Below are 14,242 nucleotides of genomic sequence, written 5' to 3' on the forward strand. Positions count from 1 at the left end.
GCACGTCCCCGCTGACCGCACGTGTTCTCAGGCCGGAGAGTCCGACTCCCTCAGGCTCACCTGCAGCTGCTCCAGGGCCCAGTCGAGCTCCGTGGCGCGGATGACCAGCGGCGGCGCGATGCGGAGGGTCTGGCCGTGCGTGTCCTTGGCGAGCACGCCGCGCGCGAGGAGACGCTGAGCGACGTCGCGGCCCGTGCCGCGTGCGGGGTCGATGTCGACGCCCGCCCACAGGCCCGCCGAGCGGATCGCGGTGATGCCGTCGAGCTTCTCGAGACCCGCCCGCAGGTGGGCGCCGAGCTCGCGCGAGCGCTCCTGGAACCGGCCGCTCTTCAGCAGCTCGACCACCTTCAGGCCCACGGCCGAGGCGAGCGGGTTGCCGCCGAACGTCGAGCCGTGCTCGCCGGGCCGGATCACGCCCAGCACGTCCTCGTCCGCGACGACGGCCGAGACCGGCAGGATCCCGCCGCCCAGCGCCTTGCCGAGCAGATACACGTCCGGCACGACGCCCTCGCGGTCGCACGCGAACGTCTCGCCCACGCGGCCGAGACCCGACTGGATCTCGTCCGCGATGAACAGCACGTTGTTCGCGGTCGTGAGCTCGCGGATCCGGCGCAGGTATCCGTCGGGCGGGATCACGACGCCGCCCTCGCCCTGGATCGGCTCGACCAGGATCGCGGCGGTGTTCGCCGTGATGGCGGCCTCGATCGCGTCGGCGTCGCCGTACGGCACGGCGACGAAGCCGGGGGCGTACGGCCCGAAGTCGGTGCTGGCCTGCGGGTCGTCGCTGAAGCCGACGATGGTGGTGGTGCGGCCGTGGAAGTTGCCCTTCGCGACGACGATCTCGGCCTGGCCGGCGGGGATGCCCTTGACGCGGTAGCCCCACGCGCGCGCGACCTTGATGCCGGTCTCGACGGCCTCGGCGCCCGTGTTCATCGGCAGCACGAGGTCCTTGCCGCACAGTTCGGCCAGCGCGTCGGCGAACGGCCCCAGCTGGTCGTTGAAGAACGCGCGGCTCGTCAGCGTGAGGCGGCCCAGCTGATCCTGCGCCGCCTGGACGAGCTCGGCGTTCAGGTGGCCGAAGTTCAGCGCCGAGTACCCCGACAGCAGGTCGAGGTAGCGCTTGCCCTCGGAGTCGGTGACCCACGCGCCGTCGCCCGTCGCGATCGTGACGGGCAGCGGGTGGTAGTTGTGGGCGACGTGCGCCTCGTGCGCGGCGGTCATCGGGTCGCCTCCGGGGCGCCTCGGAGCTCGAGCGTGCAGCACTTGATGCCGCCGCCGCCGAGCAGCAGCTCGGACAGGTCGACCAGGATCGGGTTGTAGCCGCGCTCGCGCAGCTGCGCCTCGAACCCCTTCGCACGGGGCGAGATGATCACGTTGCGTCCGTCGCTCGCGGAGTTCAGGCCGAACACCGCGCCGTCCTCATCCGAGACCAGGATCGCGTTCGGGAAGCGGCGCTCGAGCTCGGCCCGGCTCGCGTCGTCGAACGCGTGCGGCAGGTACGCGATGCCGGGCTCCGCGCCATCCTGCACCACCGGATCCAGGATCGCGATGGCCGTGTCGAGGTGGTAGAACCGCGGGTCCACGAGCATCAGGCTCACGACCTCGCGGCCGAAGATGCGCGAGACCTCGGCGTGGCTGTCGCCCGTCGAGCGGAAGCCCGTGCCCGCCAGGATGACGTCGCCGGCGAGCAGGAAGTCGCCCTCGCCCTCGTTGACCTCCTCGGGCACGCGCGTGTCGAACCCGTTGGCGCGGAACCAGTCGATGAACGCGGGCGCCTCGCCCTGGCGCTCGACGTAGCGGAACTCCGGGCCGTAGGCGACGCCGTCGATCACGAAGCCGCCGTTGGCGGTGTAGACCATGTCGGGGTAGCCCTCGAGCGGGTCGATCAGCTCGACCTCGTGTCCGAGCTCGAGGTACGTGTCGTACAGCTTCTGCCACTGGGCCACGGCGAGCGCGGTGTCGGTCGGGTTGGCCGGCTCCATCCAGGGGTTGATGGAGTAGCTCACCGTGAAGTGCTCGGGACGGCACATCAGGTAGCGACGCTTGTGCTGGATCCGTGCGTTGTCGGACATCATGCTCCTCAGCGAAGGGGCGGCGGACGCTGTCCAGGGGCCCGGCGGAGCGATGGGACGCCAGCGGCACGGGCACGCCACGTCCATTGTGTCACGCGGGATCTGAGCAGCGCCGGAGCGCTCCGCGGTCGCGGCAGCGCGCCGCCCGCGGCGGGTTCTCAGGGGATGCCACCTTCTCAGGATGGGCCGGGCCCGGATGATCCTGAGAACGCGTCATCTCCTGAGACCCGGCGGCGCCGATGCGGGCGACGGGGATGATCGGAGTCGCGTGCCCCGACCGTCGCCGAGCGCGGAGCCTCCACAGCAGCGCACCGCCGGCGAGGGCGATCAGGAGCGCGAGCCCGGAGAGCACGACGATCGCGTCGCCGGAGATCGAGAGAATCGGCTCCATGGCGCTCCTCGATCGGCTTGACCGCAGTCAGATGACGTCGGCGAAGGTGCGGTCGGGGTTGCCGAAGCGGTGGGCCGTGATCGAGACAGCCTGCTCGTGCAGGAACGGCAGCAGCTCTATGCGGCCCGCGGTCGTCACCTCGCCGGCGTAGATCGCGAGGTCCGGGTCGCCGTCGACGCCCACGGCGAGCGCGGCGTGCAGCGCGGACACCGTCGCGGGCGAGCCCACGAGCCGCGCGCGCGGCGCGCGGGAGCCGTCGGCGATGAGCTGTCCGACCGGGATGGTCGCGGTCGCCCGGGACGGATCCGGATCGTCCGGCGCCTGCTGCGGCTCGGCGACCGGCGCGCCGCCGTGCATCCGCTGGATCCACTGCTCGTCGGTCTCGACGTGCACCGGCACGTCGAGCTGGCCGAGCACGCGGCGCACGGCGGGCGGCAGGCCTACCGGAGCCGAGAGCGTGAACCCGCCGCCGGCGCGCAGCCCCGCGACCACCACCCGCAGCACGGCCTGCCACGTGGCGTCGGCGGTGGCGCGCACCGCGACCGGCACCGGCCGGTAGCGGAACAGGTTGCGCTCGACGCCGAGCTGCGACACGTCCTTGACCTTGCCGAACTCGCGGTCCCACGCGATCGCGTCCGACAGGGCGGCGCGGCGCAGCCAGTCGTACTCCTCGTACGACAGCGACGGCTGCGCGGCCTCGATCAGCGCGACGATGCGGGTGTCGAGTCCGCGCAGGTGCAGCGACCTGCCGGACGGTCCGCCCGTGGTCGGCCGCCACGAGCCCAGGCCGATCAGGTGGTTCGGGCCGCCGGCCTTGGCGCCGGCGCCCACCGACGAACGCTTCCAGCCGCCGAACGGCTGTCGCTGCACGATCGCGCCGGTGATGCCGCGGTTGACGTAGAGATTGCCCGCCTCGACCGTGTCGAGCCACTGCGCGAGATCATCCGGATCCTGCGTGTACAGGCCCGCCGTGAGGCCGTAGTCCACGGCGTTCTGCAGGTCGATCGCGCGGGTCAGGGTCGGCGCGTGCATGATGCCCAGCACCGGGCCGAAGAACTCCTCGCGGTGGAAGCGCGAGCCCGGCTTGACGCCCGTGCGGATGCCCGGGGTCCAGAACCGGCCGTCCTCGTACTCCCAGCCCATGTCCCGCAGCGGCTTGGGCTGCACGAGCCAGTGCTCGCCCTCGTCCAGCGTCGTGAGCGCCCAGTCGAGCTTGCCCTGCGGCACCTCGATGACCGGTCCCATCTCGGACAGCGGATCGGACGGCGGGCCGACGCGCAGCGAGCGCGTCGCGTCCACGAGCTGCCGGGCGAAGCGCCGGGACCGTCCGACCGGCCCGACCAGGATCGCCAGCGACGCCGCCGAGCACTTCTGCCCGGCGTGCCCGAAGGCGCTCTTCACGAGATCGGCCGCGGCGAGATCCAGGTCGGCCGATGGGGTGATGATCATGGCGTTCTTGCCGCTGGTCTCGGCGAGCAGCGGCAGGTCAGGACGCCAGCCGCGGAACAGCTTCGCGGTCTCCCACGCGCCGGTCAGGATGACCCGGTCGACGGCCTCGTGCGCGATCAGCTGCCGGCCGAGGTCCCCCTCCGCGACGTCCGCGAGCGCGAGCACGTCGCGCGGGACGCCGGCGTCCCACAGCGCCTCGGCGACCACGGCCGCGCAGCGGCGCGCCTGCGGGGCGGGCTTGAACACCACGCCGGATCCGGCGGCGAGCGCCGCCAGCACACCGCCCGCCGGGATCGCCACGGGGAAGTTCCACGGCGGGGTCACGACGATCACGCGCGACGGCTCGAACACCGCGCCCGCGACGCGGTCGAGCTCGCGCGCCGTGGCGGCGTAGTAGTTCGCGAAGTCGACGGCCTCGCTGACCTCGACGTCCGCCTCGGCGAACACCTTGCCGGTCTCGGACGCGGCGACCTCGATCAGCTCGCCGCGGCGGGCCTCGAGCGCGCGCGCGGCGCGCTGCAGCACCGCGCCGCGTTCCGCGGCGGGCCGGCGGCCCCACTCCTCCCCCGCGGCGCGGACGCGCGCGATCACGGATTCGAGCGCGGCGCCATCCGCGATCCGCGCCGCGACGACGGTGGCGTCGCCGGCCGTGGAGCGCGGGATGCGCGCGAGGATCTCGCGTGCCCAGTCGCGGTTCTCGGGGAGGGCAGGATCCGTGTCGGGCGCGTTCCGGAAGCCCGGCGCGCCGACTGCGCGCCCGGCCTCGCGCTGGGCGAACACGGCGGTCTCCACGAAGTCGCCGTCCGCGACCGCGCGGAACTCGTCCGCGGGGTCCACGGCGACCGTGTCGTCCGCCGACGCGAGCGCGGGGCTGCTCGATCCGCGCGCGATGTCGAGGACCTGCTGCGTCATGTCCTGGTCGTGCGCCTCCCCCGCGATCTCCTCGGGCGTCGGCGCGTCCGCGCGATCCTGCTCGCGATTCGGCCCGACGGGGAGGGACGGATCGGCGGCGCGCGCCACGGACGCGACGAAGCGGTCGCGCTCGCGGGCGAACAGGGCGGGATCCTCCGCCATCCCGAACGCGGCGGAGAGGAAGTTCTCACTCGAGGCGTTCTCCTCGAGGCGGCGCACGAGGTAGCTGATCGCGACGTCGAACTCGTCGGGGCGCACGACCGGGACGTACAGCAGCACGTGCCCGACCTCGCGCGCCACCGCCGCGACCTGGCCCTGCGCCATGCCGAGGAGCATCTCGAACTCCAGAGCGTCGCGGACGCCGCGCTCCCCGGCCAGCAGCCACGCGTACGCGATGTCGAACAGGTTGTGGCCCGCCACACCGAGGGTGACCGCGCGCGTGCGCTCGGGGCGCAGCGCGTGGTCGAGGCACCGCAGGTAGGACGCGTCGGAGTCGAGCTTCGAGCCGTGGGTCGCGAGCGGCCAGCCGTGCATCGCCGCGTCGACCCGCTCCATCGCGAGGTTCGCGCCCTTCACCAGGCGCACCTTGATCGGCGCGCCGCCGGCGTCCACGCGCTCGGTCGCCCACGCCGTGAGTCCCTCGAGTGCCGGCAGCGCGTCGGGCAGGTACGCCTGCAGCACGATCCCCGCGCGGTACGACTTCAACTCGGGCTCGGCGAGCAGCCGCTGGAACACCGCGATCGTGAGGTGCAGGTCGCGGTACTCCTCCATGTCGAGGTTCAGGAACGTGCCGTGCAGCGCCGCCGACAGGTACAGCGGGCGCAGCCGCGCGACGACGTGGTCGACGGTCTCGTCGAACGCCCACATCGAGAGGTGGCTCGCGATCGCCGACACCTTGACCGAGACGTAGTCGACGTCCGGGCGCTTGACGAGCTCCTGGATGCCGGCGAGGCGCCGCTTCGCCTCCTGCTCGCCCAGCACGGCCTCGCCGAGCAGGTTCAGGTTCAGCCGCGCGCCGCCCTCGCGCAGCTTCGCGAGCGCGGGGCCGAGCTTCTGCGGCCGGGCGTCGACGATCAGGTGCCCGACCATGTCGCGCAGCACACGCCGGGCGATCGGCACGGTCGGCACCGGCAGCACGGGCGCCACGACGCCCCCCGCGCGCACGGCCCCTCGCAGGTACCACGGCAGGAACTCCGGCACGAGCGGCGCCACCCGGCTGAGGTTGCCCGCCGCGGCGGTGGCGCTCTCGGGGCGCATCACGCCGTCGACGAAGCCGAGCGTGAACGGCAGCCCGTTCGGATCCTGCAGCACGCCGGCCAGTCGCGCGGCGGCCGGATCGGCCTCCGCTCTGCCGGACTTCCGGCCCTTCGGACCGGGGGCGGCCTCGCGCACCCAGCGCTCGGCGAGGGTCACCGCCGCCCCGGTGAGGGCGTCGTGTGCGGCGGGGGCGGGGTCGAGATCGTCGGCCATGCGATCAGCCTAGATACCGGATCGCGGATCCGGCGGCGTGGGACGACATGCCTCGGCACGGCGCGCCCGCCCGCACCGGCCACGGCGACGCGGCGTTCCGCGACGCGGCGGCCTCGCTCACAGGACCGAGACCTCGCGCCCGGCGACGTCGCGATGCTGCGCATCGGGGCCCTGGCCGCGTGACGTCCCGTGCCGCGTCGTGTACGTCGTGTACGAGCCCCGCGTGCGCGGCTTCGCCCGCGGGATCAGTCCCAGTCGCTCGGCGCGGGGCGGCGCGTCGACGGGAGGGCGACGTTGCTCGCCCACTCGTGCGTCCAGGCCGGCATCTCGGGCAGCGCGTCCTCGAGCCCCAGCGCCTCGAGCACCTCCGCCATCGGCACCGTGCCGCCCGCGCGGCGCAGGATGCGACCGCGGATGATCGCGCTCGCGTAGACCTCGCCGCGCACGACCGCGCGGTGCTCGAGGTACAGCGCCCGGTCGTCGTGGCCGACCCAGCGCGACTGCAGCTCGAACCGCTGCCAGAGGTTCAGGGAGCGCCGGAACGTGATGGTCTCGCTGCCGACGACGGGGTACCAGCCGCGGGCGTTCATGATCGGCATGAGGTCCGTGCGCACCATCAGGTCCCACCGGCCCAGGTCGAACAGCGACAGGTACCGGCCGTTGTTCATATGCCGCAGCAGGTCGATGTCGGTCGGCAGCGTGGTGAGCCGGATGCGCCCCACGGCGGTGGGGGCCAGCCGCCCCTCGCGCCGGCGGCGGCGGCGCGCCTGGAACATCACGATGAGGGTTCGCCAGATCACGTTCACGAGGGGCGATGCTGGCACATCCCTCGGAGAAGAGACGGCATCCTTGTCCGCGTCCGACAAGGTGACGCGCCGATTTCTCGGGAGCGGATGTCCGTGCGTAGAGTCTGGCCATGGCAGCCGATCAGCGAGCACAGGATGTGTTGATCCGGCCGATCCGGGACGTCGATGCCGAGGCCATGGGGCGGGTCCACGCCCAGGTCTGGCACGAGACCTACGACGGCCTCATCTCGAACGCGACGCTCGAGAACGTCTCCCCCCGCCGCCTGGCGGAGCTGTGGACCCACTACACCTCGCAGAGCGACGAGATCCGGCACGCGGCCGCGCTCGTGAACGGCGAGATCGTCGGGTTCGCCGCGAGCGGCCCCGCGCGCGACGCGGACGCCCCCGCCCCCCGCGAGTTCTACTTCGTCTACCTGCTGGACTCGTGGCACCGCAAGGGTCTCGGCCGCGCGCTGTTCGACGCGGTCGTCGAGGACGGCGAGCCGCTGTACCTGTGGCTGGCCGAGGAGTACCCCGGCGCCCGCACGTTCTACGAGAAGCGCGGCTTCCACCTCGACGGCGCCCGCCGCGAGGAGCCCTTCCTCGGCGAGACGCTCGCCGAGGTGCGCTACGTCCGCCCCTGATCGCCCGCCGGTGCTGACGATCTGGCCGCTCGCCGGGATCGGCGAGATCACCGCGGGCACGGACCTCGTGGACGTGATCGGATCCGCGATCGACGGATCGGATGCCCCGCTCGCCGACGGCGACATCCTGGTCGTGACGAGCAAGATCGTCTCGAAGGCCGAGGGCCGGTTCGTGACCGCGGACGACCGCGAGGACGCCATCACCGCGGAGACCGTGCGCGTGGTGGCGACCCGTGCGTCCGAGTCGGGGCACGTGACCCGCATCGTCGAGAACCGCCTCGGCATCGTGTCCGCCGCCGCGGGCGTGGACGCGTCGAACACGCCCGAGGGCACCGTGCTGCTGCTGCCGGTGGATCCGGACGCGTCGGCGCGCGCGCTGGCCGAAGGGCTGCGGGCGCGATCCGGCGCGACGGTCGGCGTGCTGGTTTCCGACACGCTCGGGCGCGCCTGGCGGGACGGGCAGATCGACCACGCGATCGGCGCCGGCGGCGTGCGCGTGTTCGAGGACCTGCGCGGCTCGGTCGACGCACAGGGGCGCCCGCTGCAGGTGACGCTGCCGTGCGTCGCCGACGAGCTGTGCGCGGCGGCCGACCTCGTCAAGGGCAAGGCCGCGGGAATGCCGGTCGCGGTCGTGCGCGGTCGCGGCGACCTCGTGGGAGACCTCGACCTCCCGGGCGCCCGCACGATCCCCCGCACGGGCGAGCGCGACATGTTCCGCCTGGGGTACGACGAGGCCTATGCCGAGGGCTACGCGGCCGCACGGCGGCAGTCGGGCCTCTGACCGCCCGCGGCACGCGGATCCGATCCGCCCGACCCGCTCAGCGGTGACGGAACTCCGGAGCGCGCTTCTCGCGGAACGCCGCCATGCCCTCCTTCTGGTCGTCCGTGTCGAACAGCGACGCGAACAGGTGCTTCTCGAGGCGCAGGCCCTCGGCGAGGGGCCCCTCGAGGGCGGCATCCAGCGCGGCCTTGGCGGCGTAGAGCGCGGGCAGCGGCTTGGAAGCGATCGCCTCGGCGAGCGAGCCCGCCTCCTCGAGCAGGTCGGCGGCCGGCACGACGCGGGAGACCAGGCCGATGCGCTCGGCCTCGGCGGCGTCGATCCTCCGGCCCGAGAGCACGAGCTCGGCCGCCTTGTAGTACCCGACGGCGCGGATGAGGCGCTGCGTGCCGCCCATTCCGGGGATCACGCCGAGCGTGATCTCGGGCTGGCCGAACTTCGCGGAGTCGGCCGCGAGGATCACATCGCACATCATCGCGAGCTCGCAGCCGCCGCCGAGCGCGTAACCCGAGACCGCCGCGATCACGGGGGTGCGGACGTCGGCGAAGCGCCGCCACCCCTCGAAGCGCCCGCTCACGGCGACGTCCCGGCCCTGAAGACCCTCCATCTCCTTGATGTCGGCGCCGGCGGCGAAGGCCCGCTCGGATCCGGTCACGACGATCGCGCCGATCCCCTCGTCCGCGTCGAACGCGGTCGCGGCGGCGGCGACGTCGCGCATCACCTGGCCGTTGAGGGCGTTCAGGGCATCCGGGCGGTCGAGCGTGATCCAGCCCACCCGGCCCCGCGTCTCGGTCCGGATCGTCTCGTAGGACGTGTCGGTCATCCTGCCTCCTCGCATCGGGTCGCCTCCAGCATGCCCCACGCGCGCGCCCCGATCACCGGGATGGCGCTCGCGGATGGGCAGGACAGCCCGTCGCGCGGCGGGGAGAGGGCGCGCACAGTGGAGTGGTCCGCACTCGATGATCGGAGACACGGATGAGGATCCCCGCCCTGCTCGGCGCCCTCGCGGTGGCCGCCGGGACCTTCCTGGCCCCCACTCCCGCGGCCCAGGCCGCGCAGACCTGTCCGTCCACGGTCGCGAAGCTGACCGAACTCGACGCGGACATCGCCGACGGGCTGGACCTCACGTCCTGCGGGGCGCCCAAGACGGTCGTCGCCGAGGATGTCGCGGTCGCCATCCCCGCCCCGGGGAACGGCATGCGGGGCATCGCCGTCGCCTCCGACGGCACCGAGACGACGCTGACCGTGTCGACGGACGCCGAGGGCGTCGTGTCCGTCACGACCGAGGACCACGCCGCCACGACGAGCGCCCAGGCCGCCGCCGCCATCACGCGCTGCACCGACAACGCCACGCGCGTGCAGGGCGTGAAGTGGTACACCAGCCCGCAGTTCCGGGTGAACAGCACGGAGCACCGACGCTTCACCGAAGCCATCTGGGAGCGGACGGTGCAGCAGTCGTGGGCGGTGATCAAGACGGGCCAGGACAGCTGCGGCCTCACGAGGGCACTCGCGGTTCCGGGCAGGGTGACGATGAACACCCTCGGCGACGCGAACATGTCCGCGAGCAACACGTGCACCAAGCCGGACTCCTACAGCGTCATCGACTTCGGCGGCCTCAGCGGTGCCACCGTGGGCCTGACCTGCGTGGCCTTCAGAGCGCGCTCCGGTCACGACCAGATCGTCAGCTCGGACGTCCGGATGGACAGCAGCAGCCGGAGTTGGGTGACGACGGCGACAGGATGCTCGGGGGCGAAGTACGACCTGCGCTCCGTGCTCACGCACGAGCTCGGCCACGCGGTCGGTCTCGCGCACGCCGCCGAGCGTGGTGGCGACGACCTCACGATGAGCCCCCAGGTCACGGCGTGCAACACGTCCGCGAGGGCGCTCGGCAGCGGTGACCTCCGCAGCCTCTACGCCCTGTACCCGGGATGATGTGATCATGACGCGCAGCACCACGCATTCCGCTCTCGCGGTCGCAGTCCTCGCCGTGATCGCCCTCGGCGCGACCGCCTGCGGCGCGTCCGCGCCGGCGCAGAAGCCGCGCGAGGGAGTCTCCTCGTCGCCGGTGTGCGCGGCCGCGACCCTCACGGTGACGCCGGATCGCGGCGCACCGGGCACCGTGATCGAGGTCGGCGGAGCCGGATACATCATCTGCGGCGACACCCCGGATCGGCCCTCGGAGGTCGATCCCGTGTCGGTGGTCGACGTGCATTGGATCGAGGACGGGAGCACGACCAGCCTCGGCCAGGCCGAGATCGCGGAGGACGGCACGCTCAGCGGCTCCTTCACCGTCCCCGAGGACGCGGCAGGCGGAACGGTCCAGCTGTGGGCAGGCGATGGTCTGCATGTCAGCTCGGAGACCGTCGACTTCACCGTCGACTGACCGAGACCCGGACCCTTGTGCTCCCGTTCAGCGGGACCAGGCCAGGAGGCGCGTCCACGTCGGCGCGCACGCCTCCGCTAGCTTGGCGTAGCACTGAATCCTGCCCCCCCCCCCGACAAGACAGGCCCCATCCATGAGAAGGATCCTCGCGCTCGCGGCGATCGCCGCCCTGACCGCCGCAGCGGTTCCTGCCGCCGCCGCGGCGGACACCGCCCCGTCCTGCCCGACCGCGGTCGCGGGCCAGCACTCCGTCGCGGCCGAGGCCGCAGACGGCCTCGATGCCTTGTCGTGCGACACCATCACGACCGTGAGCGAGGACGGCGTGGGCGCCGTGATCCCGGACCCCGGCTACGGCGTCACGGCTATCGCCCTCGACGAGGACGGCACCGAGACCGCGCTCACGGTGACCACGGATGAGGAGGGCACCGTCGACGTGGAGACCGAGGATCATGCCGCCTCGGCCGCCACCGCCACCGCCGCCGCCGCGACCGCCGCAACCATCACGCGCTGCTCCGACACGTCCCATGTCCTGGCCGGCACGAGATGGACGGCGAAGCCGACCTTCGCGGTCAACAGCACCGAGCGGCGCCCGAGCAACATCAAGGAGGCCGACTGGGAGCTCGTGATCGGCGACGCGCTGCGCACCATCACCACGGGTGCCAATCAATGCGGGAAGACCGTGTCGCTCTCGTCAGCCGGCGCGACCACCTGGAACAAGACGGGCGACTCGAACATCAGCTCGACCAACACCTGCACGGCTTCCGACGGCGTCAGCGTGGTCGACTTCGGCGCCCTCAGCAGCTCCCTGGTCGGGCTCACCTGCGTCTGGTTCACGATCCAGACCGTCACCGACAAGATCAACGCGGCGGACATCCGGATGGACACCAGCACCCGCAGCTGGGTGACCTCCGTCGGAAGCTGCACGGGCGACAAGTTCGATCTGCGGTCCGCGCTGACCCACGAGTTCGGTCACGCGTTCGGTCTGAGTCACGCGGCTGAGCGCGGTGCCGACGACCTCACGATGAGCCCGACCCTGTATCCGTGCAACTCGTCGGCTCGCTACCTCGGCCTCGGCGACCTGCAGGGGATGCTCGCGCTCTACCCGGCGTCCTGATCCGCGCGCAGAGGCCGCCGTCACCCGACCGGGGACGGCGGCCTCTGCGCGTCCGGGGGACGTCAGCGGCGCGGGCGCATCCGCACGTCGCCGAAGCGTCGCGCGATCGGCGCGATGACGCGATCGCGCGCCGCGATCCATCCGCCGGCCATCGCGATCAGCGAGACCACGAAGATCCAGAACCCGGTCCAGTTGACCGCGTCCTGCCCCGCGTACATCGCGTTGAGGTTGCGCAGCGCGCCCGTCGCGAGTACCAGTCCCACGTGCGCGATCACGAAGCCGGCGAAGAACAGCATGGTCGGGAAGTGGATCGCCTTCGCCAGGTCGACCGGGAACGCCCGGTTCAGCCGCGAGTCGCCGCGCGGCCAGAACGCGCTCAGCCGCGCGCCGGTCAGGATCGCCAGCGGCGCGGCGAGGAACACGATCGCGAAGTAGGACAGCTGCTGCAGGCCGTTGTAGCCGGTCCAGCCGCTGTGGGTCGGCCAGTCGAGCGAGACGTACTGGATGAGCGCGGACAGGGCGTTCGGGAACACGTCCCAGCCGGTCGGCACGATCCGCACCCAGTGCCCCGTCGCGAGCAGCAGCACGACGAACACGAGGCCGTTGAGCATCCAGAGCGCGTCGACGGCGATGTGGAACCAGATCGTCAGGCTCATCCGGCGCTTCTTCACCCGGCGCGAGGTCCACAGTCCGCTGGGCGTCTTCTCGCCGCGGATCCGGATGCCGGAGCGGATGATCAGCAGCAGGAAGAACGCGTTCAGGAAGTGCGTCCACGACAGCCAGGCGGGGATGCCGATCCCCTGGCCCGCCGGCATCGGGGCGGCGCCGGGATAGGCCGCGAGGAACGCCTCGACGGGCGCGAGCGACGCGATCCAGCGCGTGAAGAACACGGCGGTGAACGCCAGGATGGCGAGCGCCGCGGCCCCGAACAGCCCGTAGACGACGCGCAGCGGCGTCGGGATGCGGGCAGGGGTCACGAGTAGATCATGCCAAGACTCGCCGGGAGGACGCCCGTGGGCGCGCCTCCCGGGCGAGCCGCTGTTAGACCAGACGCGACTTGGGCGAGACCTCGTACGTGTCCTGCGCGTCGTCGTTCACGACGCCCGTGAGCGCCTCGTCGATCGCGGTGAGCACGTCCTGCTCGAGCTTCACGCCCGACGCCTTGACCGTGTCGGCGAGCTGCTCGGGGCGCGAGGCGCCGACGAGCGCGGCCGCCACGTTCGGGTTCTGCAGCACCCACGCGATCGCCAGCTGCGGCATCGTGAGACCGGCCTGGTCCGCGATCGGCTTCAGCTTCTGCACGGCGGTCAGCACGTCATCGTTCATGAAGCGCTGGATGAACGTGGCGCCGCTCTTCTCGTCGGTGGCGCGGCTGCCCTCGGGAACGGGCTGTCCCGGCAGGTACTTGCCGCTCAGCACGCCCTGCGCCATCGGCGACCAGACGATCTGCGAGATCCCGAGCTCCTCTGACGCCGGGACGACCTTGCCCTCGATCACGCGGTGCAGCATCGAGTACTGCGGCTGGTTCGAGACGAGCTGGAAGCCCAGCTGCCTGGCGAGGGCGTGGCCCTCGCGCAGCTGCTCGGCGGTCCACTCGGACACGCCGATGTAGAGCGCCTTGCCCTGGCGCACGATGTCGGCGAACGCCTGCATCGTCTCCTCGAGCGGGGTCTCGTAGTCGTAGCGGTGCGCCTGGTACAGGTCGACGTAGTCGAGGTTCAGGCGGCGCAGCGATCCGTGGATCCCGTCGAAGATGTGCTTGCGGGAGAGGCCGTGGTCGTTCGGGCCCTTCGGGCCGATCGGGAAGTAGACCTTCGTGAAGATCTCGAGGCCCTCGCGGCGCTGGCCCTTCAGCGCCTCCGCGAGCACCTCCTCCGCGGCGGTGTTGGCGTAGGTGTCTGCGGTGTCGAACGTGGTGATGCCGGCGTCGAGCGCCGCGTGCACGGTGGCGATCGCGGCGTCGTTCTCGACCTGCGAGGCGTGGGTCACCCAGTTGCCGTAGGTGATCTCCGAGACCTTGAATCCGCTGTTGCCGAGGTAGCGATAGTTGACCATGTCCTCACGCTACCTATGGACAGAGGCATCGAGGGCGGATGTCTGCGCCCGGATGTCCCCGCTCCCATCCCGAGAACACGTCCTCTCAGCGACGACATGCCGGATCGGGCCGTGTGATGTCTCAGGACATCGGTGACGGAACTGCATCAGGACATCGGTGACGGTTCCTGCATCAGGACATCGGTGACA

The 14,242-nt window shown here is 72.0% G+C and carries 12 protein-coding genes and 1 pseudogene; 6 read left to right on the forward strand and 7 right to left on the reverse strand.

All coding sequences use genetic code 11. The features are described from left to right. Window positions 1-27: 27 nt before the first annotated feature. The 3 genes from rocD to AAD528_RS13665 form a co-directional block, all read right to left on the reverse strand. On the reverse strand, window positions 28-1,221 hold the full coding sequence (rocD, locus tag AAD528_RS13655) for an ornithine--oxo-acid transaminase (protein WP_345752628.1): 1,194 nt from the start codon (window positions 1,219-1,221) through the stop codon (window positions 28-30). After that, complete coding sequence (ddaH, locus tag AAD528_RS13660) at window positions 1,218-2,072, reverse strand: dimethylargininase (RefSeq protein ID WP_345752629.1); 855 nt, start codon at window positions 2,070-2,072, stop codon at window positions 1,218-1,220. The genes rocD and ddaH overlap by 4 nt, the downstream gene beginning before the upstream one ends. A gap of 418 nt (window positions 2,073-2,490) precedes the next feature. Continuing rightward, window positions 2,491-6,294, reverse strand: a complete 3,804-nt coding sequence (locus AAD528_RS13665; protein ID WP_345752630.1) for a proline dehydrogenase family protein — start codon at window positions 6,292-6,294, stop codon at window positions 2,491-2,493. Between the two features lie 37 nt (window positions 6,295-6,331). Here AAD528_RS13665 and AAD528_RS15530 point away from each other — a divergent pair. Next, window positions 6,332-6,526 (forward strand): annotated as a pseudogene (locus AAD528_RS15530) (hypothetical protein); the annotation flags it as partial. Window positions 6,527-6,539: 13 nt separating this feature from the next. On the opposite strand, the gene AAD528_RS13670 reads toward AAD528_RS15530, so the two are convergent. Continuing rightward, entirely contained in the window at window positions 6,540-7,100 is a 561-nt protein-coding gene (locus tag AAD528_RS13670) for a thioesterase family protein (protein WP_345752631.1), read from the reverse strand. 110 nt (window positions 7,101-7,210) lie between these two features. Between AAD528_RS13670 and AAD528_RS13675 the strand changes: the two genes are divergently transcribed. Beyond that, on the forward strand, window positions 7,211-7,723 hold the full coding sequence (locus AAD528_RS13675; protein WP_345752632.1) for a GNAT family N-acetyltransferase: 513 nt from the start codon (window positions 7,211-7,213) through the stop codon (window positions 7,721-7,723). Window positions 7,724-7,733: 10 nt separating this feature from the next. Next, window positions 7,734-8,504: a coenzyme F420-0:L-glutamate ligase gene (gene cofE / locus AAD528_RS13680; protein WP_345752633.1), complete on the forward strand. Its 771-nt coding sequence runs from the start codon at window positions 7,734-7,736 to the stop codon at window positions 8,502-8,504. A 37-nt stretch (window positions 8,505-8,541) separates the two neighbouring features. On the opposite strand, the gene AAD528_RS13685 is transcribed toward cofE, so the two are convergent. Continuing rightward, window positions 8,542-9,324: an enoyl-CoA hydratase-related protein gene (locus AAD528_RS13685; protein ID WP_345752634.1), complete on the reverse strand. Its 783-nt coding sequence runs from the start codon at window positions 9,322-9,324 to the stop codon at window positions 8,542-8,544. A 152-nt stretch (window positions 9,325-9,476) separates the two neighbouring features. Here AAD528_RS13685 and AAD528_RS13690 point away from each other — a divergent pair, with 152 nt between their 5' ends. From AAD528_RS13690 to AAD528_RS13700, 3 genes are all read left to right on the forward strand, one after another. Continuing rightward, window positions 9,477-10,433, forward strand: a complete 957-nt coding sequence (locus tag AAD528_RS13690; protein ID WP_345752635.1) for a matrixin family metalloprotease — start codon at window positions 9,477-9,479, stop codon at window positions 10,431-10,433. Between the two features lie 7 nt (window positions 10,434-10,440). Further along, window positions 10,441-10,884 (forward strand): hypothetical protein, encoded by a 444-nt coding sequence (locus tag AAD528_RS13695; RefSeq protein WP_345752636.1) that lies wholly within the window; start codon window positions 10,441-10,443, stop codon window positions 10,882-10,884. A 133-nt stretch (window positions 10,885-11,017) separates the two neighbouring features. Next, window positions 11,018-11,998 (forward strand): matrixin family metalloprotease, encoded by a 981-nt coding sequence (locus tag AAD528_RS13700; RefSeq protein WP_345752637.1) that lies wholly within the window; start codon window positions 11,018-11,020, stop codon window positions 11,996-11,998. 62 nt (window positions 11,999-12,060) lie between these two features. Here the strand turns inward: AAD528_RS13700 and AAD528_RS13705 are convergent, their stop codons facing one another. Both AAD528_RS13705 and AAD528_RS13710 read right to left on the reverse strand, forming a co-directional pair. After that, window positions 12,061-12,975: a cytochrome b/b6 domain-containing protein gene (locus AAD528_RS13705; protein ID WP_345752638.1), complete on the reverse strand. Its 915-nt coding sequence runs from the start codon at window positions 12,973-12,975 to the stop codon at window positions 12,061-12,063. 64 nt (window positions 12,976-13,039) lie between these two features. Further along, window positions 13,040-14,053: an aldo/keto reductase family protein gene (locus tag AAD528_RS13710; protein WP_345752639.1), complete on the reverse strand. Its 1,014-nt coding sequence runs from the start codon at window positions 14,051-14,053 to the stop codon at window positions 13,040-13,042. Between the last annotated feature and the right edge of the window lie 189 nt (window positions 14,054-14,242).

Origin of the sequence: Microbacterium rhizophilum (genome assembly GCF_039605615.1) — a bacterium.
GTDB lineage: Bacteria > Actinomycetota > Actinomycetes > Actinomycetales > Microbacteriaceae > Microbacterium > Microbacterium rhizophilus.

Excerpts from the sequence above, each read along its gene's own strand:
- AAD528_RS13710 (WP_345752639.1), bottom strand. The coding sequence starts at position 14,053 with ATGGTCAACTATCGCTACCTCGGCAACAGCGGATTCAAGGTCTCGGAG.
- AAD528_RS13665 (WP_345752630.1), bottom strand. The coding sequence starts at position 6,294 with ATGGCCGACGATCTCGACCCCGCCCCCGCCGCACACGACGCCCTCACC.
- AAD528_RS13690 (WP_345752635.1), top strand. The coding sequence starts at position 9,477 with ATGAGGATCCCCGCCCTGCTCGGCGCCCTCGCGGTGGCCGCCGGGACC.
- rocD (WP_345752628.1), bottom strand. The coding sequence starts at position 1,221 with ATGACCGCCGCGCACGAGGCGCACGTCGCCCACAACTACCACCCGCTG.
- AAD528_RS13695 (WP_345752636.1), top strand. The coding sequence starts at position 10,441 with ATGACGCGCAGCACCACGCATTCCGCTCTCGCGGTCGCAGTCCTCGCC.
- AAD528_RS13685 (WP_345752634.1), bottom strand. The coding sequence starts at position 9,324 with ATGACCGACACGTCCTACGAGACGATCCGGACCGAGACGCGGGGCCGG.
- AAD528_RS13700 (WP_345752637.1), top strand. The coding sequence starts at position 11,018 with ATGAGAAGGATCCTCGCGCTCGCGGCGATCGCCGCCCTGACCGCCGCA.
- ddaH (WP_345752629.1), bottom strand. The coding sequence starts at position 2,072 with ATGTCCGACAACGCACGGATCCAGCACAAGCGTCGCTACCTGATGTGC.
- AAD528_RS13675 (WP_345752632.1), top strand. The coding sequence starts at position 7,211 with ATGGCAGCCGATCAGCGAGCACAGGATGTGTTGATCCGGCCGATCCGG.